The following is a 24,474-nucleotide window of genomic DNA, read 5'->3' as shown; positions in this document are numbered from 1 at the left end:
ATAATACAATTCTTGATTATTATTTATCAAGAAGGATCCACTAAAAATAATGGCTGGTCGTATTCTACAGGAGTGGCATTATCCACTAATATTTTTACGATTTTACCTGAAACGTCAGATTCAATTTCATTGAATAACTTCATTGCTTCTACGATACAAACGGTATCTCCCGCTTTTACTGAATCACCTACGTTTACAAAAGCAGGATTATCAGGATTAGGAGTCCTATAAAAAGTACCAATCATTGGAGATTTAATTGTAACATATTTATCGTCATCACTAGCAGGAGCACTTTCGCCACTAGAGCTAGGAGCTACTGGAGCGGCAGATGGTGCAGGGGCAGGGGCTGCTGTTGGTTGAGGTGCAGGTGCTGCAGCTTGAACGACTTTTGCTTCGGTATTCTTTTTAACTTTAATTTTGAATTCTTCTGTTTCTATATTCACTTCATCCAATCCGGATTTAGAAATAAAATCAATTAGGTCTTGAATCTCTTTCGCTTTCATAGCTTTTGGTTTAGTTAAAAATCAAAAATTCTTTTACAATTATAATTATTTATTTTTTCACCCTTTCCGCATAAGAACGGGTTCTTGTATCCACTTTTATAAGCTCATCTTGATCAATAAATAATGGTACTTTTATTTCTGCACCAGTTTCAACAGTTGCTGGCTTGGTAGCATTGGTAGCCGTATCACCTTTAATGCCTGGCTCGGTATAAGTTACCTTCATCTCAACAAAAGGAGGCAATTCGCAGCTTAGTGGTTTTTCTGTTTCTGCATGAATCAAAATTTCAACCTCTTGTCCCTCTTTATATAAATCCGCATTATCTATCACTTCGTCTGGAATTGAAATTTGTTCAAAAGTTTCTGTGTCCATGAAGTGCATACCAATATCATCTTTATATAGAAATTGATGTGGCCTTCGTTCTATCCTTGCGGTGGTAACCTTATGACCTGAAGTAAATGTATTATCTAATACTTTACCGGTGGTAAGACTTTTCAATTTTGTCCGTACAAACGCAGGGCCTTTACCCGGCTTTACGTGTTGAAATTCAACGATTGTGAACAAGTCATGGTTATATTCTATGCAAAGACCATTTTTAAAATCAGAAGTATCTGCCATATATTAAAATTTAATTTAACGAATTAATTTAAGAATCGTAAGCCCATTTTATATAAACAGAGCCCCATGTGAAGCCCCCGCCAAAAGCAGCCAATATTATGTTATCTCCTTTTTTCATTTGTTTTTCGTATTCCCAAAGGCATAATGGAATAGTTCCGCTTGTTGTATTTCCATATTTATGGATATTCAACATCACTTTATCAGAACTAACACCCATTCGATTAGCCGTGGCGTCAATAATTCTTTTATTGGCTTGATGTGGAACCAACCAAGCTACATCTTCAGAAGTCAAATTATTTTTAGCCATTATATCAGCAGCAACTTCCGCCATATTTGTTACGGCAAATTTAAAAACCTGACTGCCTTCTTGATAAGCATAATGTTGACGGGCATCTATTGTTTCATGAGTAGCTGGTTTTCTACTGCCACCGGCTTTCATATGCAAAAATTGCTCTCCAGAGCCATCAGTATGTAAAATGGAATCTTTTATACCATAGCCTTCGGTGTCTGGTTCAAGCAAAACTGCTCCTCCACCGTCTCCGAAAATAATGCATGTCTGCCTATCTTGATAATCAATAATTGAAGACATTTTATCAGCTCCAACCACTACGACTTTTTTATATTTACCTGTTTCTATGAATTGAGAAGCGGTGGCTAAGGCGAAAACAAAGCCCGAGCAAGCAGCTTGCAAGTCGTAACTAAAAGCATTGATAGCTCCCACATTATTACTGATTACATTGGCGGTAGCTGGAAATAGCATATCAGGGGTTGTTGTTGCACAGATTAATAAATCTATATCCTCGGCCTTGTTTCCCGTTTTTTCCAGTAAGCCTTTAACAGCTTCAGTTCCTATTACAGAAGTCCCTTGGTTTTCCCCTTTAAGAATTCTTCTCTCTTTTATTCCGGTACGGGATGTAATCCATTCATCATTGGTTTCCACCATTGTCTCCAACTCTTTGTTGGTCAAGACGTAATCAGGCACCCACCCATGAACTCCGGTAATAGCTGCAGTTATTTTAGTCATGTTTTGATTGTAGTTTCTATGGCAATTGAGTTGCTAATATATAGAATATTGATTTGAAGCTCGACAATTTTTAAAGAAATGCGCATAGCTTCGGCTCAGCGAGCAACTTGTACTTTAGAATAATTAAATTTAAACATGATAGAGTGCTAAAAATAATATCCATTCAAAAAGTAAAGCCAATAAAAAAAGCTTTGCGGCTAAGCAAAGCTTTAAGTTTTTAAACTGACTTTATTAAGCCAATACTTCTTTTTCCATTACTACATTTCCTTTGTAGTAAAGCTTACCTTCATGCCAGAAAGCTCTGTGTGGCAAATGCGCCTCGCCTGTAGTAGGACAAATCGCCAATAATTTTGCCGTTCCTTTTTTGTGAGTCCTTCTTTTATCTCTTCTAGTTCTAGATATTTTTCTCTTAGGATGCGCCATTTTATTCTAATTTTTAATTCTTATTTCTTTTTATTCAATTTTTTCAATGCTTCCCACCTTGGGTCAATCTTCTCTTCTTCTTCCTTTATATCCTCTTCAGCATCATCTATATAAACATATTCATTATGTTCTTCATCTTCCTCAATTTCATCAGGATGCAGTTTCTTTAATGGAATCTGCAAAGCAATTGTTTCGTAAATGAAATGCCCCACATTAATCACTTGCGTGTTTTTTGTGATCACAAGTACATCTTCTTCCAATTCTTGCTCTTCCTCCCCATATTTATACAACAACTTTTTGTTGATATCTATGGGGTATTGAAATGGTTCAAGGCTTCTGTCGCTAATTAAATCAAGGAAGCCCGAGAAATCAAAATTTAACTCCAATAGATTTTCTCTCTTATCTAATAGAAGTTGTATCTTCACTTCCCCACTTTCAACCAATTCACCTTCAAAATTACTGAAAAAGTCTGAATTAACAGTGTATTCGTATTCATGTTGCTTGATTGCAAGCTTATAAACCTGAATGTCGAAATCCTTCAACTTTTCCATCCCATCTGAATTAAGAGCGCAAAGATAAAAATATTATTTGATATTACTAAATAGCTTCAAGAATATTCTTTTCTATTTTTAATGATATCAACTGCCAAGAACAAGGCTTGTCTCATAGAAGTTTCATCTGCCTCTCCTTTTCCAGTTAAATCGTAAGCCGTACCGTGATCTGGAGAAGTCCTTACAAAAGGAAGTCCAGCTGTGAAATTCACTCCATTAGAGAAAGCTAATGTTTTAAATGGGATTAAACCTTGATCATGATACATAGCTAAAACGGCATCAAAATTTTTATATTGATGATTCCCAAAAAACCCGTCCGCAGGAAAAGGTCCAAAAACCAATTTACCTTTCTCTTTTCTTTTATCGATTAATGGTCTAATGAAATCTTCCTCCTCATTTCCAATCACACCGCCATCACCAGCATGTGGATTTAAACCTAAAACTGCAATCCTTGGTTTCTTGATTCCAAAGTCTTTCTTCAAGGATTTTTCTAAGATATCGAGTTTACTATCAATTTTTTCTGCCGTTACATTTTCACCTACTTGATTAATGGGGATATGTCCTGTAACCACTCCTACTCTTAAATCACCATCGACCAACAGCATCAAACTATCTTTCACGCCTGCAGCTTGGGCCAAGTATTCTGTATGCCCAGCAAATTTAAAGTCTTCAGATTGAATATTGTTCTTATTAATTGGAGCAGTCACCACTGCATCAACCCGACCTTCCATTGCATCTTCCACAGCCTTTTTTATGCTTACAAAAGCATATTTCCCGGCTTCTTCCGTAGATTGACCCATAGTAATATTCACGGTTTCTTCCCACAAATTCAATACATTGAGCTTTTTATCGCTTAATTCCTCTAACTTCTTCAATTGAAAATAATTGAAATCGCGAATATTTAGTGCTTTTCTGTAGTACGATAAAATTTTCCCAGACCCATACACCACTGGTGTCAGCATTTTTATGATTCTATTGTCCTCCAAAGCTTTGATAATCACTTCAGGTGAAATGCTGTTTACATCTCCAATAGTAATGGCTATAGTTGGTTTATTGGTTTCTTCCATACCTTAAATACGAGCTTTACGCTGAATTGTAAAATAATTATGATTAAATTCTGTGCAATTTAGTTTTTTTTTATCTGCTTTGAAAAATGAAGGGAGTAAGAGCAAAAAAACATCTAGGACAACATTTCTTGAAGGACACTAATATTGCCAATAAAATTGTTGATAGCATGACCGGGCATAAACACTATAAACACCTTTTGGAAATTGGCCCGGGAACTGGCGTACTTAGTGATTTCTTAATTGAAAAAGCAAAGTATGAGCTGCTTTTTATGGATGTAGATCAAGAATCAATTGACTTTCTTCAAAACAAATATCCTGATCATAAAGAAAAAATCATTCAAGAAGACTTTTTGAGAATTGACCTAGGTCGATATTACAATGAACCCTTTGGGATCATTGGTAATTTCCCATATAACATTTCGTCTCAAATATTTTTTAAAGTATTGGAATACAGAAACCAAATACCTGAAGTGGTGGGGATGATTCAAAAAGAGGTGGCAGAAAGAATTGCTTCAAAAGAAGGAAATAAAACTTATGGGATTTTAAGTGTTTTACTTCAAGCTTATTATAAGGTAGAATATTTATTTTCTGTTCCACCCAATGTTTTCAATCCTCCTCCAAAAGTGACCTCTGCTGTTTTACGCCTTCGTAGGAATGAAACCAAAACATTGGCTTGCGATGAGAAGTTGTTTTTCAGGGTGGTTAAGCAAGGCTTTAACAACAGAAGAAAAACTTTGCGCAATGCTTTAAAAACTTTCGACTTATCAACTGAAATAAAGTCATTAGATTTGTTAGATAAACGAGCCGAGCAACTGACCGTTAATGATTTTGTAGAATTGACAAACCACATTGCCAATGGAAAATCTTGATCAACAAGAGCATATTGACCAATTTGAGTTATCTAAAGAATATTTGGAGAAATTGCAACTTGCCATTAATGAGCGAGATGAAAATTTCATCAAAAACACTTTAGAGGGAATAAATCCTGCAGATATCTCTACTATTTTACTCGAGTTCGATACTGAGGAATCTCGCTACATATTAGATGTATTGGAGAACGAAGTCAGTGCGGAAGTCATCAATGATTTGGACGAGGATGACCGTTCAAAATATTTGAAAGGATTTGATTCTGTTGAGATTGCCGCCATGCTAAACGAATTGGATTCGGATGATGCGGTGGATATCATCAATGAACTTCCTTTAAAAGATCGAGAAGAAGTTATTGCGTCCTTAGAAAATAAGGAAAAAGCAAAAAATATCCTGGATCTCTTGCGCTACGAAGAAGATGTAGCCGGAGGTTTGATGGCAAAGGAGCTGATTAAGGCCAACGTCAATTGGTCAATCAATCAGTGTATAGATGAAATCAGAAGGCAAGCAGAAAATGTAGAAAAAATCTACTCTGTTTATGTTGTCGATAACCAAAATGTATTGTTGGGTAGGGTATCACTGAAAAGGCTGATATTGGCAGATGCTGATCTTAAAGTAAAAGACCTTTATGACAGTGAAGTAATATCTGTAGAGACGTATATGGACGAGGTGGACGTAGCAGAAATCATGAGGAAATATGATTTGGATGCCGTTCCCGTTGTTAACGTGCAGGGAAAGTTGATGGGGAGAATCACAATTGATGATATTGTGGATGTAATCACAGAGTTAGCAGAAGAAGAAAGGCAGATGATGGCGGGTATTTCCGAAGATGTTGAGGAAGATGATAGTGTTTGGATGTTAACAAGAGCCCGACTACCGTGGCTTATAATAGGAATGTTTGGGGGTTTACTAGGTGCCCAATTCATTGGCGTTTTCGAAGACGACATATTGCTTGTTCCCGCAATGGCCTTTTTCATTCCCCTGATCACTGCTACTGGAGGAAATGTGGGCATACAATCCTCTTCAATTGTATTACAAAGTTTGGCAAGTAAATCAGTATTTGATGACTCCTTTCTGAAACGGATTGCCAAAGTGTTGGCTGTTGCAATTTTGAATGGAATCGTAATAGCGGGCATAGTAATGGGAATGAATTTGATTTTAGGACAGGATATTAAATTGGCAATAGTAGTTTCAATAGCTTTATTTACTGTGGTTCTACTAGCCTCTTTTATGGGTACCGTTACCCCCTTGGTTCTGGATAAATTAGGCATTAACCCTGCTTTGGCAGCAGGCCCCTTCATTACAACTGCCAATGATTTACTTGGCTTACTGGTTTATTTTTCAGTAGCTCATTTTCTGATCTAAATAAAGCTTAATAATATCATACATGAAAGTACTCATAATTGATGAAATGCATGAAAGCATAATCCCTTTGTTGAATGAAATCAAATTAGAGGTGGATTATATGCCAAAAATTGAAAGGCATGACATCATTTCAATCATAGGAAATTATGACGGCCTGATTGTGCGAAGTAAAACCCCGATTGATGAAGCCTTGCTAGGCAATGCCCAAAAGCTAAAATTTGTAGGTAGAGCAGGAGCAGGAGTGGATAATGTGGAAGTAGAAGCTTTAAAAAAAAGAAAAATTCAACTAATTAATGCTCCTGAGGGAAATAGAGATGCTTTAGCAGAACATGCCATAGGGATGATACTAACTCTATTCAATAAAATCAATATAGCAGATCAGGAGGTGCGTAACGGCATTTGGGATCGAGAAGGAAATCGTGGAGTAGAATTGATGGGTAAAACGATTGGGTTAATTGGATATGGAAATATGGGTGAAGCGTTTGCTAAGAGACTCAGTAGTTTTGGGTGTAAAATTTTAGCCTATGATTCTGAGAAAACAGGATTTTCAAATGAATATGTTAAGGAAGTAAATCTCGAAGAAATTTTTAAAGAAGCTCAGATCCTCAGTTTACACATTCCGATGAATCTCCAAAACAAGGGTTTAATAAATTATGAATTTCTTAACAAATTTAGCAATTTAGACTACCTCATTAATACATCAAGAGGGGAAGTTTTAGTCTTGAAAGACTTGTTAAAGCTATTAAAAGATGGGGAAATAAAAGGAGCGGCATTAGATGTACTAGAAAACGAAAAAATAAGATCACTAGCGTCCGAAGAACTATCCGTTTTTCAAGAAATTACACAACTAAAGCAAGTGCTATTTACTCCACATGTAGCTGGTTGGTCTTTTGAATCTTATGAAAAAATTAATAAAATTCTTTATCACAAAATTAAAAAACTAATCAGAAATATTGATAATTTATAGAAGAGGCTATTAAAAAATCACAAAATTGCTATAAATTGAAACAGATTTCACTTTAGGATTTCATCAAATGGGGAAAAGAGAGTTTAAGGAAAATATAGAAGAAAAAATCAAACAGATAACAGAGAAGCCACTTTTAACTTCTGTTATAGTTCTTGTAATTCTTACTATTTTAGTTTTAGGACTAAGCCTGCCTTATTATTTTGACAATTTTCGTGATTTTTTCAAGGAAGTGCTGGCTGAAGCACATGGTATGCTTTTCGATATTGCCATAATCGGTATCTTAATTTATTGGCTAAGAGAAAACGGAGAAAAGCAGCTGAGAATCAAAATGTATAAAGATGAAATCGATGATTTCCGTCAATGGGAATCAGAAGAAGCTGCCTTTAGAACAGTAGGAAATATCAAGAGACTTAATAGACATAAGATTACAGAGATTAACCTGGTGAACTGCCATTTGACAAAAACAAATATGAGTCATGTTGAATTAACTGGTTCAAATTTAAATTCCTCAAATTTCAGCCATGCTAATGCCATAGAATGTAACTTCTCTGCAACCCGAGCAAATCAAACAAATTTTGAAAATGCCAAAATGAACCAAGCTAATTTTGAAGGAGCTTTTGCAAGTGGAGCAAATTTTAAAGATGCCTTCTTAATCAAAGCAAACTTTAAAAACGCCTTCTTAATCAAATCTGATTTTTCAAATGCATATTTAATGGAAGCAGATTTAAGCAACTGCCATCTAACTGGTGCTGTTTTCGATGAAGCTAGCTTATATAAAGCAAATCTGAGAGGTGCTGAAGGCATTACAGTTGACCAACTGAAAAAAGTGAAGACCTTATATTTGGCTGAACTTGATGATGATATCAAAAGCGAAATACAAGAATCCTACCCAGAACTTTTAGGTAAATAGAACGTTAGGAAACAATCTTGTTTTCAATATTAAATTACATTATCTTTGTTTTAACATTTAGAAACAAGAAAGACGGCTCATGCAAAACTGTGCCGTTTTTTATTTTATAGAAAATTCAATTTTTAATAGCGATGAGTAAAGTATCATACTACACAGAAGAAGGTTTAAAAAAAATGAAGGAAGAGCTCCATCATTTAAAAACCGTGGAAAGGCCAAGAGCCTCTGCTGATATTGCAGAAGCTAGGGATAAAGGAGACTTAAGCGAGAATGCAGAATATGATGCAGCTAAGGAGGCCCAAGGATTACTAGAAATGAAAATTAATAAATTAGAAACCGTTGTGGCTAATGCTAGGGTCATAAAGGAATCTGATGTTGACACCTCCAAAGTTGGTTTATTGACAAAAGCCAAAATAAAGAATAAGAAAAATGGAATGGAAGTGACGTATACAATGGTTTCCGAAGAGGAAGCTAATCTAAAGGAAGGAAAAATTTCAATTAAATCTCCAATAGGAAAAGGGATAATGGGTAAAAAAGTGGGTGAAATCGCAGAAGTAGATGCCCCTGCTGGAAAAATGGAATTTGAAATTCTAGATATTAGTATGTAATTTTAAAAAGAGCCGATCAAAAACAATCGGTCGGCTCTTCTTATATTGATAGCATTATGGCAAGTATTTTTACAAAAATCATCAACAGGGAAATTCCTGGGCATATCGTTGCTGAAAATGATGATTTTATAGCATTTTTAGACATTAATCCATTAGTTGAGGGTCATGTACTAGTTGTTCCGAAACAAGAAACCGATTATATTTTCAATCTGGAAGATGACCTATATTCAGGTTTACATCTTTTTGCTAAAAAAGTAGCCAAATCTATTGAAAAATCTATTGACTGTATCCGGATTGGTGTAGCCGTTATAGGCTTAGAAGTGCCGCACGTACATATCCACTTAGTGCCACTCAATTCCATGGATGACATCAATTTTAGCAAAGGGAAATTAAATCCCTCGCAAGAAGCTTTAAGCAAAGTAGCCGATATAATAAAAAACAATTTTGATTAAATCCTACCAGTAATCGGGCTGCTCAGCTACACTATTAGGATATAAGGAACAATCGTAGCAATAATCTTGTATGGGATCATTTGGTCTGAAAGGTCTACAACCAGATATCACACTATTTGGTGAATCTATATCATACGGAGATACTCTAACCCTTTGACTCGAAACAGCAGAAGTCATAAAGTATCCTAAGACATTTTCGTCTTCATTTGAAACACATTTTATATTACTACCAATTTGAGCCGGTAAAGCGGAAAAAATAGATCCGTCATTATTATATTGTTGTTCAACTAATCTCCAGAAATTGTATGCTCCAGCATTAATAGATTTTAATTGGACTTGAAAACTGTAGTCCACAACAAATCTGAAGCCTTTTTCAAGAAAGGCAAGTTCAAAAGCTTCTTTGGTGCTATTATTTGTAAAGGAATCTTCATAAAGATTAATATCCATTGTAGAAGATTCCGTAATCCAGCAATATTCATGTAAACTATCTTGCGGTGCAGATCTAAATTGAAAAGTACCTTCCCAATCTAACTTGTAATAATCCTTATCTGGAGTATCACTAAAATCACAATAAAACTTTAACCCCTGAATTGGCCTTGAACGACCATCAACTAGTTCAAAAACTTCTTCTTTATTAAAATAAACAGACTCTACTTTACCAGTTGGTATTATTTTTTCAAAATCTGACTCATAGACCTTTTCATCTTGTGTACTTATTCTTAATTTATAAGAGCCATTAACTTCTCCAACAAAATCTGCCGGGCAAGATCTATAAGTCCCAGGTTTTTCTTCAACAAATTGATACTCATTTCCATCCAGGTCAATTACCTCAACAAACGCATTGGTTTCCTTCTCAGGTAGACCAGATTCGTAGTTTGAAGTTCTACTTAATTGCACTGTATATCTCTCTGCTTGATCAGTAACCTCAGCATATACAACTAAACTGGTTCCGTCATTTTTTATTTCAACTTCTAAAGGATCAATGCAAGCTGAAAAACAAGTAAAAACAATAGCAGTTATAAATAATTTTTTCAGCATATTAGAAATTAAAATTATAGGTTAAAGAAGGAAAAGGAATACCTAAAATAGCTAATTGATAACCTTGCGGTGGGGCTCCGTTTCTATCCCTGAAGAATACAGAAAAGGGATTTTTTCGACCATAGACGTTATACAATCCGACAGTCCAGCTACTGTCAATTTTCTGTCCGGTATTATCAGGATCCCAATTTAGTGAAAGATCAAGCCTGTGGTAATCAGGTATTCTATATTGGTTCCGCTCAGAAAATTCAGCGACTGAAACATCTCCTAAATCGTATTTACTTATTGGAACACTTACAGGTCGCCCAGTGCTATAGGTAAAGTTAGCGCTTACACTCCATTCCTTATCCATTTTATAAGTGAATATAGTGGTCAAATCATGAGGCTTATCAAAATAAGCAGGATAAAGCTTTCCGTCATTTATTCTTTCTTCTTCAAAACTTCCCGTAGCTTGAAATAAGGAACGAGAATAAGTATAGCTTAGTCTTCCGGAAAAATCTCCTTTTGTTTTATTAATAGAAAATTCCGCTCCATAAGAATAGCCATTTCCATTAACCAACTGTGTTTCTACAAATTCATTTAATAAGAGATTAGCTCCCTCTTTATAATCAATTGAGTTTTTAGTGTTTTTATAATACACTTCAGTTGAAGTTTCAAACAAACCATTTTCAAAGTTTTGGAAATATCCTAAGGAAACTTGATCCCCTACTTGAGGTTTAATATTTGAATTACTTAATTTATAGATATCAGTTGGTACCACTGCTGCATTATTTGCAATTAAATGTAAGTATTGCCTCGTACGTTGGTAGCCAAATTTCAAGGACTGCGTTTCAGATAACTCGTAATTAACAGAAAGCCTAGGTTCGATTCCCCCATAGGTTTGTATGATCTCATTCCTTTCAAATCGCGTGGTTTCAACTATCGTCTGAGGCGATTTTGTCATGTTATCATCATATGTGTAGGAAGTATAGTCCCCTATTTTATTAAATAGACTATATCTGGCACCAAGAATAAATTTAAAATCTCCAAAGGAAAAATTATCTTCAATAAAAAACCCCCATTCTCGCCCTCTATCAAGCTCAAGTTTATTGGCTGTAATAATAGACTCGGTTCCACTCGGCTTCAAATCACCAGGATTCAATTGATATTCATTAAATTCTGCGCCCCATTCTATGTAATGGAGAGATAGATCAGCTCCTAAATAAACTTTGGCTGCACGATTCTCACTTCCAATATCTAAAGTAAAATTTTGTTTACTAAAATCTCCATTAACTCTCGAAAAGTTATTAGAATAAGTCGCTAGGCCAGTGAGATTCAAAATTTCATTAATTTCTTGCTGATATTTTAAGGTTGATGATATGTTTCCATAACGGTAAGTAGTATCTGCTGAAAATGCAAACTCATCAGCACCATGATATATAGAATAACTAATTCTACTTTTATCTGATATTTTCCAACTTAGTTTTGAATTTAAATCGTAAAAGGAAGCTGAGCTATTCTGAATTTGAGGATTATTTACAGCATTAATTATCCAATCAGAGTAGGTGGTTCTTCCCGACAACATAAAGCCAAGCTTGTCTTTAATAAGAGGTGTTTGCAGAGTTAATCTACTAGAAATAATTCCCACACCACCGCTTAAATTTAAGGAGTCTTTAATTGGGTCTTGAGTTTCAACGGAAAGTACAGATGAAATTCTACCGCCATATCGAGCTGGAATACTGCCTTTGTAAAGCACTACATCTTCTATAACATCCTGATTAAAAACAGAGAAAAAACCAAAAAGATGAGAGGTAAAAAATATAGGCGCTCCATCTAAAAGGACTAAATTTTGCCCTACTGAACCCCCTCTTACATTTATCCCTCCTGAGCCCTCACCTATCGAACTAATTCCTGGTAATGTGATAACACTTTTTATCACATCAACCTCTCCCATCATTGGTGGCATCTGCTTTATAGCTTTAATAGATAATCTCTCAATACCCATGGAAGCAGATTTCAGTGTAGATACATCTCCTTTTGATCTAACTGTCACTTCAGACAATTGCTGAACATCTGGGTCCAACTGAAAATCAAGGTTTAGATTTTTGTTGATCTTTAAATCTCGCTTAATAGTTTTCTTGCCTACAGCAGAGATCGTTAAAGTGTAAAAGCCAGGTTCAATTTTAAATGAAAAACGTCCATTTACATCGGCTACAACGCCTTCCATTCCATCATTCCAAGAAATAGATGCCCCAACGATGGCTTCCTTGGTTTTTTTATCAAGTATAGTTCCTGATACTCTGACCTTTTGGTTTTGAAAAGCTTCAACAAAGGAAATGTTAAACGAAAAAATAAAAAATACTATAAAAAAGCTACGCATGTTGATGTTTTCACAAAACAAGTAATAGCTTATTAAATATGCTAATTGATTTTAATTATTTTGATAGTCGGTAATTCCTTATTTTAAAACTCAACTGATCATAGGGTTTTCTGGTCGCTCTTATAAAATAAAAAATTGCAGGAACACTGTTCCATTTCCCCAACCGACTGATTACGGAATTTAATAAGTATAAAAAAAATAATTGCTAAAACAGAATAGACCATGTTGAATTTCTATAACATGGTCTATTCTATTTTTAGATCTTTATTCTATCTCTACATCTTGGACATTTCTAAAAACGATTTCATCATCTTCCATTTCAATAAGCACCGTGCTATCATTGCTGACTTCGCCACTTAAAATCTGTTTGGATAGCTCATTCAAAATAGTTCTCTGCATCACTCTTTTGAGCGGTCTTGCTCCAAATTGTGGGTCATAGCCTATCTTTCCTAAGTAATCAAGAACATCCTGTGTAGCATCAATTTGAATTCCGTTTTCTTTTAGTCTTTTCTGAACTTCCTTCCATTGAATATTTACAATCTGTCTCAAAATTTGCTCATTCAATGGCTCAAACATGATAGTTTCATCTATCCTATTCAAAAATTCTGGCTTCACAGATTTCTTTAGTAGTTCAAAAACCTCATTTCGCGTATCAGCCAACACTTGTTCTTTCTGCCATTCGTCCCCACTGTAATTTTCGGGACTCAATCTTTCCTGTATCAAGCCAGACCCAATATTAGTTGTCATGATGATGATAGTATTTTTGAAATTGGCTAATCTCCCTTTATTATCTGTCAATCTACCATCGTCTAATACCTGTAATAATATATTAAAAGTATCAGGGTGAGCTTTTTCAATTTCATCCAATAGAATCACCGAATATGGCTTTCTTCTAACTGCTTCTGTAAGCTGCCCTCCTTCATCATATCCTACATAACCCGGAGGCGCTCCTACTAACCTACTAACCGAATGTCTTTCTTGATATTCAGACATATCAATTCTAATCATAGCGTTCTCATCACTGAAGAGATATCCTGCTAAGGCCTTGGCTAATTCGGTTTTACCAACACCTGTGGTACCCATGAAAATAAAAGATCCAATTGGTTTTCGCGGATCTTGTAAGCCAGCTCTACTTCGTCTAACGGCATCTGATAGCGCAGTTATTGCTTCCTTTTGCCCTGCCACTCTCTTTCCTAATTCTTCTTCCAGATGCAATAATTTTTCCCTGTCGCTTTGTAACATTTTGGTGACCGGAATTCCAGTCCATCTAGCGACCACATCAGCAATTTCCTCAGAACCCACTTCTTCTTTTAATAATGTGTGGCTGGAATTTTGCATTTCTTGCATCTTGGACTGAAACTCATTCAATTTTGCTTCCGCTTCAGTCAATTTCCCGTATCTGATTTCCGCTACCCTTCCAAAATCACCTGAACGCTCAGCTTGTTCTGCTTCAAGTTTTAATTTATCAATATGTTCTTTTTGCTTCTGAATTCCTTGAATCACTGCTTTTTCGCTTTCCCATTTCGCACGGAGATCTTTTCGTTTTTCTTCAAAATCAGCCAAGTCTCTATTGACCACGGCTTCTTTATCCTTGTTCTTCTCCCTGCGCATTGCCTCTCTTTCGATCTCTAATTGCATGATTTTACGGTTCAACTCATCTAGTTCTTCAGGCAAGGAATCAATTTCTATTCTCATTTTTGAAGCTGCCTCATCCATTAAATCAATAGCCTTGTCTGGCAAGAATCTATCAGAAATATATCTACTTGAAAGCTCTACTGCAGCAATTACGGCATCATCTTTTATTCTAACGCCATGATGCACCTCGTATTTATCTTTTATTCCGCGCAAAATGGAAATTGCATCTTCTTGAGACGGTTCATCAACATTAACGGACTGAAATCTTCTTTCTAGTGCTTTATCTTTTTCGACATATTTCTGGTACTCCTTAAGCGTTGTAGCACCAATTGCATGCAATTCACCACGAGCCAAAGCAGGCTTTAATAAATTGGCAGCATCCATTGCCCCTTCACCTCCACCGGCACCAATCAAAGTATGAATCTCATCAATAAATAAGATAATCTGTCCATCTGAATCAGTCACTTCTTTAATTACAGCCTTCAATCGTTCTTCAAATTCACCTTTGTATTTCGCACCTGCAACTAAGAGCCCCATATCAAGGGATATTAATATTTTTTCTTTAAGGTTTTCGGGAACATCTCCGTCAACGATTCTTTGAGCCATTCCTTCTACTATCGCTGTCTTACCAACTCCAGGCTCACCTAATAAGATAGGATTGTTTTTAGTCCTTCTCGACAAAATCTGTAAGACTCTGCGGATTTCTTCATCTCGACCAATAACAGGATCAATTTTCCCTGCCTTTGCTTGCTCATTCAAATTGATGGAGTATCGCTCTAAAGAACGATATTTTGATTCCGCATTTTGATCTTTCACAGAATCTCCTCCCCGTAACTCTTTAATGGCTTTAATTAAATCCTTTTCGGCAAAACCTGCATCTTTTAGCAAAGTCGATGTTTTATCACCTGTCTTTAATATTCCTAAAATTAAATGCTCTATGGCTACGTACTCATCCTTAAATTCTTTTAAGAACTTCTTGGATTCAGATAGTGCCTTATGTGCATCATTTGACAAGTAGGGTTGAGCACCACTGACTTTTGGATATCCCGAAACTAACTCATCTAATTTACTATCGAGTTGGGCCTTGTTTACATTTAATTTTTTATTAACAAAAGAAAGAACATTTTCATCTGTCTGCTGAATTGCTTTTAATAAATGTCCGGTTTCTATAGCTTGCTGACCATTTCCTAAAGCGATTTCGGCCGCTTTCTGAATAGCCTCTTGCGATTTTATTGTATATTCGTTTAAGTTCATTTTCGTAAGTTTTGATTTACTATTCTTTCAAACCAGAGCAATTTATTGACCATAGACAAAATCCTGCCTTTATGACTTATTTCAAGTTAGTATTTAATCATTCTAAGACAGAATGACATAATTATAGTACATGATTAATAAAAGTGTGTTAAAAATGTCCTGATATAAATCATAAAAAACATTCCTCAAATAAAACAATATCTTTACATTTAATATTGGAAACCAAAATAATTAATGCAAAAGCTATATCTCTTCCTATTTATTACCTTTAATAGCTTATTATTAATCGCTCAAGACGGAGACGTACCTTTAAATCATTTTAACGTCCCCATCCCTCCCCAAGACTTTCAATTCAACGACCTTAAAATTGATGAACAGGGTAGATTACTGGTTGCCTATAAGAAAGGAATATTGCAGTTTGACGGAAATTCTTGGTTAAAAATCGATATAACTAGTAGTCCGTTAAAATTTCTACAGATTGCTAATAGGACATTTTTATTAGCTAAAGATGGGATATATGAAAAGCAGGACGATTATTTCCATCAGACAAAATTTATTCAAGTATTTTCTATTCCCATTACCTCCAACGTAGTTGATTTAATACAACAAAATAGTAAATACTATCTTCTTGTAAATGAAGAAATTATTTCATTTGATCAAGACTTCAAGAAATTAAAAATTTACGAATCTCAGTTGGGATACAAAGATATTTTTACGTTTGAAAATAAATTATATGCATTTGAAGGTAACTATCTTCTTGAAAATGTAGACGGGACTTGGATCGATTTAAATCTATTTGCCCCTGAAAGTACAGATTTCTTGTTTTCTCTAAAGGGTCTAAAGAAATTATACTTTGCATATGATAATGGTGACTTTTACTCTTTTGATGGAAAAGAATTTGATCCCTATTCGTCCGAACTGAATGAATACCTAAAAGAAAACTATCCACTCGCTGGTAAATTCTTAGATGAAAAATTAATTATTTCTACATTAAGTGGAGGAGTAGTTTTGGTCAATGAAAAATCGGGAAAAATCATTTCTACCATTCAAAGTTATAATGGACTACCTACAAATGAGGTGAATGCCATCACAATGGATTTCCAAAACGGATTGTGGTTAGCACATCCATACGGATTAACAAGGGCCTCTCTGGACATACCCTTTTCAGACTTCCAGTTTTATCCTGGGCTCGGAGGTTTACCGGAAGTAACCTTATTTCGAAATGACACTTTATGGGTTGGGACTACGGAAGGGCTATTCTACCTAAAAGAAGTTAAAGATTATGAAACTCTTCAAAAAAAGCTAGTTGAAAAAGTAAGAATATCGGTACCTAATCAACCCCGTGCGGAGGAAGAAGATGCTGACGGATTTTTAGAAGGACTATTCAGTTTTGATGATGATTCTAAGGAGGAAGAATTTTTAAAAGAGGAGCTCAAAAAATTCAGGTCAAAATATCGAGATGAGGGTATTAGATTTAAAGCCTTGAGGGAAAAGCTGGATGAAAAGGAACAACAACTTAAAGACTCTATTCAATACGCTAATAAAAACACAAAAAAAATAAGCAACAAAGGAGAGAAGATTGCTAGAAGTCAATATCGATCTGTAGTTAAAACTATAGATGTAAGTAGATTGAAATCAATAAAATTTGAATACCAAAAAATAAATAACGTTAAGGAACATGTAGAATCCTTAGTAGATACCGAATTTGGGTTAATAGCTAGAAGTAATACTGGTATTTCCCTAATTAGATCTGAAACATCAGAACAAATCTCAAACCTAAAAATGGTCAAAAAACTTCTTTATGAACCAGAGAAGAGTAGATTATGGCTATCCAATGGACTTGGATTGTTTAGTATTGATTTATCTACAAATGAATTTAAAGTAACACAGCATTCTGACAACAGATTCAATGATATTATTATTCAAGGCGATCAATTATTTGCTTTAGGAAATAATTTTTTAGAAATTTTTACAATTGAAAACGACAAAATAACAACCTCTAAACAGTTAGATATTACCAATAACTTTTCTGAAGAAATGCTGATATATCAGCAGGAAAGTGAAATTAAGTTATTAAAATCAGACGGTATCTTCACGCTAAATTCAAACGAATTAGAAATTGACTCTTCTTTCTCTAAGCCGGTAAAATATTTTTTAAAAGATCAAGAAAATAATATATGGGTTCTGTCTGCTAAGGATGAATGGGGTATACTAAATAAAAAGCTATCAGACCAACTTAAAAAATGGTTGCATATTATTCCACCACTCAAAAGCATCAATAAAATAAGTGATTCCACTATTTTTTTCACCAGTAATAAACGAGTGGTCCGTTGGAATCCTAGCTCAATTACAGAGTATCCATTTCCAAACACCTTCATAGATGGGGTGATGATTGAAAATAAATGGGTCGAATCAGATGATTTTGTCAAATTAAATCACAAGGAGAACAATTTAAAGGTCATTCTAAGCACCCCGGAATACTTATTTATTGAAGACGTAGAGTACCAATATTTTGTAAAGGGACTAATGGATGAATGGTCATCTTGGTCAAAAAGCAGAGAAATTGACTTTCCATACATTCCAACAGGTGATTACAAATTAGAAATTAAAGCCAGAACTATACTTAATAATGAAGTAAGTCAATTTAATTTTGAGTTTGAAGTATTGCCCCCATATTGGCAAACTTGGTGGTTTTATTCCTTAGAAATTGCATTTTTCAGTATATTGATATTGATATCTATACGATTAAATACCACCAATCAAAGTTCATATTTAACCAAAACTTTTACTTTTCTCACCTTAATACTCTTCTTAGAGTTTTTAGCCACGATTCTTGAAAATAATCTAGAAGGATACATTGAAGATTCGCCTGTATATACTTTTGTTATCAATGTCGTTTTAGCTTTATCTATCACACCAATTGAAAGAGGTATTTCAAAATTACTAGTTGTTTTTAATTCTTCACGCAGTAAACAATTAATAATCGAAATGAGAAAAAATCAAAAGAACAAAAAGAATGAGCAGAATTAAAATAGACGAACCAAGCAGGTACCTTTTTACAGCAAAAATTACAACTAGAATAACTGATTTAAATTATGGTGGTCATGTGGGAAATGATAGAATTTTTGCATTTATGCACGATGCAAGGGTTCAATTCCTGAAGTCTTTAGGATATGAAAGCGAACTAAATATTGAGGGACTAGGAAATATTCAAACTGATGCTGCCATAAGCTATAAAGCAGAAATATTTGCTCATGAGGATATATTAATAAAGGTAGGCCTGACAGATTTAAATAAATATGGTGGTGATTTTATTTATAAATTTACAAAATCTGACGGTAAATTAGCAGCAATAGGTAAGACAGGAATTGTTTTTTTTGATTATCAAAAAAGAAAAATAGCAAATATGCCTGAGTCTTTCATAAATAAATTAGAGTAGTCAGGCTATGTATTACCTGACTACATTCACTCCACCCCTTTGTTCATAAGTTCTACTATCACCTTCAACACTTCTGAAATTGATAATATAGGCATATAATCCTTGTGGTACTTCCGCACCATTTAAGTCAGTAGCGTCCCATTCAAAATTCTTATCATTTGATTCATAAACTATAGTCCCCCATCTGTTGAAAATAATAATTTGAAATTCCCCAACATAATCATTAGCGAAGACGCGGAATGCCCTATTTTGAGCAACAGAACTAGCAGGTCTAATAGCATCTGGCGCAAAAACTTTTGGTTGGCAATCCTCCAATACTGTTGCGGTCACATCATATTCGCAACCCGCTGCAGTTAATAGCACTCTATATTCGCCTGGCTCATTTGCAATAATTGTACTGCTGCTAGAAGTACTTCCATCGGGAAGTGTCCAACTATAAGTTCCAAATGAACCTGGGTCTAAGGTTACTGTTCTTTCCGATTCCAAGCCCGTTGGGCAAATAAAATAAGTACTTTGAATTTCCGGTTGAAAAACTTCTTGCACTGTTAATTCTCTAGTGATGACTACTGGATCACATCCTCCAGGGCCATTATCATTTGCTGTGAACGTATAGATACCTGATTCAGTTATATTCCATTCCAGTTCATTTTGAGAATTATCTATTGTCGGAATGTTCACCCCCTGAGCATTAGTTAAGCTTACATTGTAGCTTCCACTTGCTCCACTGACACTTCCAATTAAGAGAATTGTACCGTCATCACAATTCAATTCAGATACTAAGTCGGCCTGCAAAGGCTCATAATTTTCATTAACATCAATTGACATTTCTTCCGCACATGAAATGTTTCCGCGAGGATTTACAGTGACTGAATAAGTCCCTGTTTGATTTACCACTATACTTTGGCCTTGAGCCCCATTGCTCCAATTAAAAGTAAAGTCATTAGGATCTTGCCCATCTAAAATAACGGTTAACTCCCTACCGCCTTCACAATTAATAATGTTTTCTATATCTAAAATATTAGCTTGCGGACTTAATTCAACATTGATTGTTGCAGTAGATGGACAGAGCGAGGTTTCAGTAGCAGTTACTTCATAAGTACCTGCTGAAACATTTGATGAATCAGCTGGATTAGGAGAAATGCTAAAAGTCGCATTGCTGTTCAAGCCTTCCAAATATCCATATAAATCATATCCCGAACCACATCCAAATACGTTGTCATCAGGATTAAAAACAACAGAATCAGGTAAAACTATATTAAAATCAGCAACTCCCAAGCATCCAGTTCCACTTTGATCTACTACTTCAATACTGAAGCTTCCTTCACTTAGACCACCAACCGTAAAAGGCGTTATCGCTAATGATCCATTTTGAATAACACTTCCAGATTGATCAACAATCTCCCATACGTAATCGGGGTTAAGTGTACCTGTACCTGTAGAAAGCATTACTTCAATAGATTGATTGCTTGGCTCGCAATCAGTTGTTTGACTTACATTTACATTAAAATCGTCATTGGTCAAAGCCACCGTTTCAGTGGCGCTACAATTGGTTAAATTATCAGTAACTGTAAGATTATAAGTTCCAGCCTCTAAATTAGTCGGATTTGTTTCATTATCTGGCACTGCTGTTGCACCTGACCATGAAATAGTAAAGTCTCCCGATCCACCAGATGTATTGGTAATTTCAATTGAACCATCTGCATTTCCGCAACTAGGATTGATTATATTTCCTAATGTTATAATAGGATTTTCATTGACCACCACCTCAATTTCATCTACTGCGAAACAGCTAGGATCTAAGGGGTCTGGGATTTCAACTCTAATTAAAAATGTTCCTGCAAGACTTGTATTCACATTAAAATTTTGTCCAGAAGCTGACTGCTGCACATTGTCAACAAACCAGCGGTACGTATTTGCATTACCCCCAGCATTTAATCTAAGATTCTCATCTTGACAAATCGTTCTGTCACCCCCTAAATCAACATCGTAAGGCGGCCCTACAAAAATTTCAGCTGTAGAGGTACAACCATTTGCACTTATGATAGTGACTGTATAATTACCTGTTGCAGTCACGTCAATAGTCTGAGTAGTTGCGCCAGTACTCCATAAGTAGGTATGGCCAGGCTCATCTACGATATCCTCTCCTAAAGTAAGACTGTTCCCACAAAAGGTTCTGGGCGTTATTACATTGCTTACATCAGGACTAGCAAACAATTCAAAATTTTCAACTAAAAGTTCGTCATAACCACACTGATTGGTAATTCTCAATGACGCTTCATACACTCCAGGGTCCAAATTAATATCTAAAGTGTCATTCTGATTGCTGGACGTATAAACACTATTTGAACTTCCTTCAGGAGTAATTGTCCAGCTAAACTGATCAAAACTTGTTTTTCCAACTCCTTGTAAAATTATAGGGTCAGAGGTACAACCAGCTAGTACATTAATTGAAGGTTCTTGGTCTGGGGTGGATAAGTTTTGAACAAAGTTAGGGAGCCCCAGTCTACTGTTTCTTCCTGCCAAATTAAAGGGCTGTAAAGCAGATGCCAAATTCGCTCCATTGTCAGGATCAAATCTCTGGTCAGGAGATCCTAAAGTGAATACATCAGGGCTATTATTTGCTGCGATGTATATTTGCCCATTTGGTCCTGTTTGTATAGCCCCAGCTTCAAAATTCAAATCTGCCACTGTTACACTATCAGGATTCTCTATTTGGTCAATTGTGTAGTCATCATTTACAGGAATTTGCAGTAACAATGAATTTTGACCATTGCTTATGGTAGCGTACAATAAATTGGCGCTTGGAGAAAATTCAATTCCATATACCGTCCCTCCAAAGTTAACATCAAGTAAAGCTTCCTCCCAATTACCTGTGCTATCCCTTCTTAGGTAATCAATAAAAGCACCTCCCGAGTTATAGGCCTGTGCCACTTTATCTCCACCTGCAGCATATTTCAAATAACCATTAGCTGATGAAGATGAGAAATAATCGCTTCCCTGAGAAATGAATTCAGCTGCATTTATCCCTTGATCATTTACTGGATAAAGCCTGTAGCTATTACTTCCAATTTCATGGGTCAAAACATTGGTATTTTCAATACCCTGTGCAGCCACTTTCTCAGTACTTCTACTGTAAATCTTTCTGCCTTTTAAAACAACATCTCCAGAGCCTTCATTCAATTTCAGATCGACCAAAGCATAAGAAAAAATATTGGTGCCTGAACTGACATCTTCATTAAGGAATAAGTAAAATAGAGAAGGATCAGCTCCATGAGCAACAGCAATGACGCCCTGCGAAGCATCAGGGTCACCACCTAAATCCGTTCCATTCGCCATTATTTGATGATTAGCATCCCAAATCACATCACCATTGGTATAAAACAATAAATCGCCATTATCATCAGAAACGGTCGTACAACCCTCAGATGCCTCAATATTCCCGTCTGTGACCGCCAGTGGCCCTGCATCATTATTAAAATCAATTCCTGCGCCATCACCAAAGTACCAAAAATTAGCTAGTTGTTTCTGCTCTTCAAAAAGAGTGAGCTCAAAACTGGCTGTAATGGTGCAATTTCCGACTGTAACCGCTGCAGAATAAACCCCAGACTGTTGGAAAGTAGCTGTTCCATCCCCATTATCAGTAAATTTCTCTGGGTCAGGATTGATCCAAACCACTTCATCAGGTTGGGAACCATCGGAAAGAGTTGGGCCATAATTTTCTAATGGCAGTTCACAAACAGTGGTATCCTGGAGCTGGACCTCTGAATCAAATTGATTAACTGTAACAGCTGCAGAATCTATGAAAAAATTGCCACCTGCATTTATTGTCAAGATCACATTATACTGCCCAGGATCTTCATAAATAACATTCGGGCTTATGGCATCGGAGGTTTGTCCATTTCCAAAATCCCAAGAAAGGGAGGTGATATCATCCAAATTTCCGTAATCTGCAAAGAAAGAAACCGGATTGTTTTGACAAACCGTTTGATTAAGTGCTGACGCATACCAGTCAAAGCCAACATTACCATCCAAAAGTGCTGGAGGTGCAATATTTGGTAGATTTCGTGCTTGACCAAAGGTATTGCCATTAAGTAAATTCCATTCAATTGATAGAGAGTCAGGAATTGAATCAGCATTTATTATTCTACTTAAAAACTCTTCTGCTCCATTATTATACAAAAAGTACAAATTTCCATCTGGTCCATTTTTCAATGCGTCAAGCGAAGAAACAGGTCTATTCAAAATGTTTTCAGCGCTTGCACTATCCAGGTTTAACTGAATTAATCGACCTTCGCCTGTATTTAGATTATTGCGGCTGTAGTATAAATTTCTACCTCCTATAGACCATTCCAAATCAGTAATTAATTGACCTACAGCTCCTGTATTTGGCAGAATATTTTCATTTTGAAATGTCGGATTTGAAATATCGGATACATCTAAATCAAGCAATACAATATTTTTCGGGCTTCCGTTTACATTATTTGATGATAGAGCAAATTGTATAGTATCACTCCCTTGAGCTCTTAAGCTCGCATTAGTTAAACTAAATTCTACTGAGATTTGATGATCAGCAATACTTAATAAGCTCCCGTCATTTTGTACTTGTGCCATTTCCAATCTATTATCGGATTGAAAAACAAGAAAATAACTATCCCCAAGTCTATAAGAACTAACAAATTCAGCCAAATTAGAGAAGCCCGTACCTTGAGGAGAAGCAGTTGCTTCTCCAAATTCTCCAAGAGCCATATCAACGCTTAATACTTGTAAATCACCAGATGAGTTAATTAGATAGACAAAGAAAATGTCATCATTTGGATTATTAGAAGGTACAATTGTCACCGGATGTCTTAATGAATTATCAGCACCGATGGCATTTCCTCCTGGCAAAACCAAATGGTTTTTCCCATAAATTACAGCGCCATCCGTATAAAACAACAATTGGCCATCTACAGCATTTGTCGCCACAGCAGTACCATTGTTTCCAAAAGGAGTGGCTTGGTTTTCAATAAGTAAGGCTTGTCTGCCACTGTTTTTATCAAATTGTACAGCATCACTTGTATTGCCAAAAAACCAAAAAGACTCTGAAAAATCTTGAGAAAACACTGTTTGGGTACTACACAGCAAGAAAACAAACACAAACTTAAGCAAACTACTTTTCATACAATCGGACGTTGATAACCTTAACCTGAATAACGTAAAACAAATCAGATAAATTTTCTTTTTTTATAAATATATGATTTTAAAAAAAAGATCGTTTTAAGTATTAAATCGAAATTTAAAAATAAATAGATAAAGAAGGGAACAATTTACTGTTTTTCAATTTTATAACAGAATTTAATAAAATTTTTATCTTGAATATCTGTCTTTCTATCTAATTTCCTATCTTTCGATAAAATTTT

18 protein-coding genes are annotated in these 24,474 nt (G+C 35.5%); 8 read left to right on the top strand and 10 right to left on the bottom strand.

Translation table 11 applies throughout. The annotated features are described in order from the left end of the window. Positions 1–26: 26 nt before the first annotated feature. The 6 genes from accB to pdxA form a co-directional block, all read right to left on the bottom strand. Positions 27–503: an acetyl-CoA carboxylase biotin carboxyl carrier protein gene (accB, locus tag AAC601_RS03050; RefSeq protein ID WP_340152445.1), complete on the bottom strand. Its 477-nt coding sequence runs from the start codon at positions 501–503 to the stop codon at positions 27–29. Between the two features lie 49 nt (positions 504–552). After that, the gene (gene efp / locus AAC601_RS03045; RefSeq protein WP_303268134.1) at positions 553–1,119 is read right to left on the bottom strand and encodes an elongation factor P; all 567 of its coding nucleotides are present in this window, start codon (positions 1,117–1,119) and stop codon (positions 553–555) included. Between the two features lie 28 nt (positions 1,120–1,147). After that, on the bottom strand, positions 1,148–2,143 hold the full coding sequence (locus AAC601_RS03040) for a beta-ketoacyl-ACP synthase III (RefSeq protein ID WP_303268133.1): 996 nt from the start codon (positions 2,141–2,143) through the stop codon (positions 1,148–1,150). Positions 2,144–2,374: 231 nt separating this feature from the next. Then, entirely contained in the window at positions 2,375–2,566 is a 192-nt protein-coding gene (gene rpmF, locus AAC601_RS03035) for a 50S ribosomal protein L32 (protein WP_013455314.1), read from the bottom strand. Between the two features lie 20 nt (positions 2,567–2,586). Beyond that, positions 2,587–3,117 (bottom strand): DUF177 domain-containing protein, encoded by a 531-nt coding sequence (locus AAC601_RS03030; protein WP_340152444.1) that lies wholly within the window; start codon positions 3,115–3,117, stop codon positions 2,587–2,589. A 56-nt stretch (positions 3,118–3,173) separates the two neighbouring features. Further along, positions 3,174–4,184 (bottom strand): 4-hydroxythreonine-4-phosphate dehydrogenase PdxA, encoded by a 1,011-nt coding sequence (gene pdxA / locus AAC601_RS03025; RefSeq protein WP_303268131.1) that lies wholly within the window; start codon positions 4,182–4,184, stop codon positions 3,174–3,176. Positions 4,185–4,270: 86 nt separating this feature from the next. Between pdxA and rsmA the strand changes: the two genes are divergently transcribed. The 6 genes from rsmA to AAC601_RS02995 all read left to right on the top strand — a co-directional run bounded on the left by rsmA (position 4,271) and on the right by AAC601_RS02995 (position 9,350). Further along, positions 4,271–5,053 carry a 16S rRNA (adenine(1518)-N(6)/adenine(1519)-N(6))-dimethyltransferase RsmA gene (rsmA, locus tag AAC601_RS03020; RefSeq protein ID WP_303268130.1) on the top strand — a complete coding sequence of 261 codons (783 nt, stop codon included), beginning with the start codon at positions 4,271–4,273 and terminating at the stop codon, positions 5,051–5,053. Next, entirely contained in the window at positions 5,040–6,416 is a 1,377-nt protein-coding gene (gene mgtE, locus AAC601_RS03015) for a magnesium transporter (RefSeq protein ID WP_340152443.1), read from the top strand. The genes rsmA and mgtE overlap by 14 nt, the downstream gene beginning before the upstream one ends. A 22-nt stretch (positions 6,417–6,438) precedes the next feature. After that, positions 6,439–7,383 (top strand): NAD(P)-dependent oxidoreductase, encoded by a 945-nt coding sequence (locus AAC601_RS03010; protein ID WP_303268128.1) that lies wholly within the window; start codon positions 6,439–6,441, stop codon positions 7,381–7,383. Positions 7,384–7,450: 67 nt separating this feature from the next. Then, positions 7,451–8,293, top strand: a complete 843-nt coding sequence (locus AAC601_RS03005) for a pentapeptide repeat-containing protein (protein ID WP_303268127.1) — start codon at positions 7,451–7,453, stop codon at positions 8,291–8,293. Positions 8,294–8,424: 131 nt separating this feature from the next. Continuing rightward, on the top strand, positions 8,425–8,898 hold the full coding sequence (gene greA, locus AAC601_RS03000) for a transcription elongation factor GreA (protein ID WP_340152442.1): 474 nt from the start codon (positions 8,425–8,427) through the stop codon (positions 8,896–8,898). 56 nt (positions 8,899–8,954) lie between these two features. Beyond that, the gene (locus tag AAC601_RS02995; RefSeq protein ID WP_340152441.1) at positions 8,955–9,350 is read left to right on the top strand and encodes an HIT family protein; all 396 of its coding nucleotides are present in this window, start codon (positions 8,955–8,957) and stop codon (positions 9,348–9,350) included. 3 nt (positions 9,351–9,353) lie between these two features. On the opposite strand, the gene AAC601_RS02990 is transcribed toward AAC601_RS02995, so the two are convergent. The 3 genes from AAC601_RS02990 to clpB form a co-directional block, all read right to left on the bottom strand. Next, positions 9,354–10,388, bottom strand: a complete 1,035-nt coding sequence (locus AAC601_RS02990; RefSeq protein ID WP_303268124.1) for a DUF4249 domain-containing protein — start codon at positions 10,386–10,388, stop codon at positions 9,354–9,356. A 1-nt stretch (position 10,389) separates the two neighbouring features. Continuing rightward, on the bottom strand, positions 10,390–12,747 hold the full coding sequence (locus AAC601_RS02985; RefSeq protein WP_340152440.1) for a TonB-dependent receptor: 2,358 nt from the start codon (positions 12,745–12,747) through the stop codon (positions 10,390–10,392). A 264-nt stretch (positions 12,748–13,011) separates the two neighbouring features. Continuing rightward, a complete protein-coding gene (clpB, locus tag AAC601_RS02980) occupies positions 13,012–15,636 on the bottom strand; it encodes an ATP-dependent chaperone ClpB (protein ID WP_340152439.1) in 2,625 nt (874 codons plus the stop codon). Between the two features lie 234 nt (positions 15,637–15,870). Between clpB and AAC601_RS02975 the strand changes: the two genes are divergently transcribed. Together AAC601_RS02975 and AAC601_RS02970 are read left to right on the top strand one after the other, a co-directional pair. Further along, positions 15,871–18,666, top strand: a complete 2,796-nt coding sequence (locus tag AAC601_RS02975; protein WP_303268121.1) for a triple tyrosine motif-containing protein — start codon at positions 15,871–15,873, stop codon at positions 18,664–18,666. Next, positions 18,653–19,075 carry a thioesterase family protein gene (locus AAC601_RS02970; RefSeq protein WP_303268120.1) on the top strand — a complete coding sequence of 141 codons (423 nt, stop codon included), beginning with the start codon at positions 18,653–18,655 and terminating at the stop codon, positions 19,073–19,075. Before AAC601_RS02975 ends, AAC601_RS02970 begins: the two co-directional genes overlap by 14 nt. 12 nt (positions 19,076–19,087) lie before the next feature. Here the strand turns inward: AAC601_RS02970 and AAC601_RS02965 are convergent, their stop codons facing one another. Next, the gene (locus AAC601_RS02965; protein WP_340152438.1) at positions 19,088–24,235 is read right to left on the bottom strand and encodes a PKD domain-containing protein; all 5,148 of its coding nucleotides are present in this window, start codon (positions 24,233–24,235) and stop codon (positions 19,088–19,090) included. Positions 24,236–24,474: the final 239 nt, after the last annotated feature.

It is taken from the genome of uncultured Marivirga sp. (assembly GCF_963974845.1).
GTDB classification, from domain to species: Bacteria; Bacteroidota; Bacteroidia; order Cytophagales; family Cyclobacteriaceae; genus Marivirga; species Marivirga harenae.
This window is presented reverse-complemented; position numbering and strand designations above follow the sequence as displayed.

Bases quoted from the DNA above. Each gene is read 5' to 3' on its own strand.
- accB (WP_340152445.1), bottom strand. From the start codon at position 503: ATGAAAGCGAAAGAGATTCAAGACCTAATTGATTTTATTTCTAAATCC.
- efp (WP_303268134.1), bottom strand. From the start codon at position 1,119: ATGGCAGATACTTCTGATTTTAAAAATGGTCTTTGCATAGAATATAAC.
- AAC601_RS03040 (WP_303268133.1), bottom strand. From the start codon at position 2,143: ATGACTAAAATAACTGCAGCTATTACCGGAGTTCATGGGTGGGTGCCT.
- rpmF (WP_013455314.1), bottom strand. From the start codon at position 2,566: ATGGCGCATCCTAAGAGAAAAATATCTAGAACTAGAAGAGATAAAAGA.
- AAC601_RS03030 (WP_340152444.1), bottom strand. From the start codon at position 3,117: ATGGAAAAGTTGAAGGATTTCGACATTCAGGTTTATAAGCTTGCAATC.
- pdxA (WP_303268131.1), bottom strand. From the start codon at position 4,184: ATGGAAGAAACCAATAAACCAACTATAGCCATTACTATTGGAGATGTA.
- rsmA (WP_303268130.1), top strand. From the start codon at position 4,271: ATGAAGGGAGTAAGAGCAAAAAAACATCTAGGACAACATTTCTTGAAG.
- mgtE (WP_340152443.1), top strand. From the start codon at position 5,040: ATGGAAAATCTTGATCAACAAGAGCATATTGACCAATTTGAGTTATCT.
- AAC601_RS03010 (WP_303268128.1), top strand. From the start codon at position 6,439: ATGAAAGTACTCATAATTGATGAAATGCATGAAAGCATAATCCCTTTG.
- AAC601_RS03005 (WP_303268127.1), top strand. From the start codon at position 7,451: ATGGGGAAAAGAGAGTTTAAGGAAAATATAGAAGAAAAAATCAAACAG.
- greA (WP_340152442.1), top strand. From the start codon at position 8,425: ATGAGTAAAGTATCATACTACACAGAAGAAGGTTTAAAAAAAATGAAG.
- AAC601_RS02995 (WP_340152441.1), top strand. From the start codon at position 8,955: ATGGCAAGTATTTTTACAAAAATCATCAACAGGGAAATTCCTGGGCAT.
- AAC601_RS02990 (WP_303268124.1), bottom strand. From the start codon at position 10,388: ATGCTGAAAAAATTATTTATAACTGCTATTGTTTTTACTTGTTTTTCA.
- AAC601_RS02985 (WP_340152440.1), bottom strand. From the start codon at position 12,747: ATGCGTAGCTTTTTTATAGTATTTTTTATTTTTTCGTTTAACATTTCC.
- clpB (WP_340152439.1), bottom strand. From the start codon at position 15,636: ATGAACTTAAACGAATATACAATAAAATCGCAAGAGGCTATTCAGAAA.
- AAC601_RS02975 (WP_303268121.1), top strand. From the start codon at position 15,871: ATGCAAAAGCTATATCTCTTCCTATTTATTACCTTTAATAGCTTATTA.
- AAC601_RS02970 (WP_303268120.1), top strand. From the start codon at position 18,653: ATGAGCAGAATTAAAATAGACGAACCAAGCAGGTACCTTTTTACAGCA.
- AAC601_RS02965 (WP_340152438.1), bottom strand. From the start codon at position 24,235: ATGAAAAGTAGTTTGCTTAAGTTTGTGTTTGTTTTCTTGCTGTGTAGT.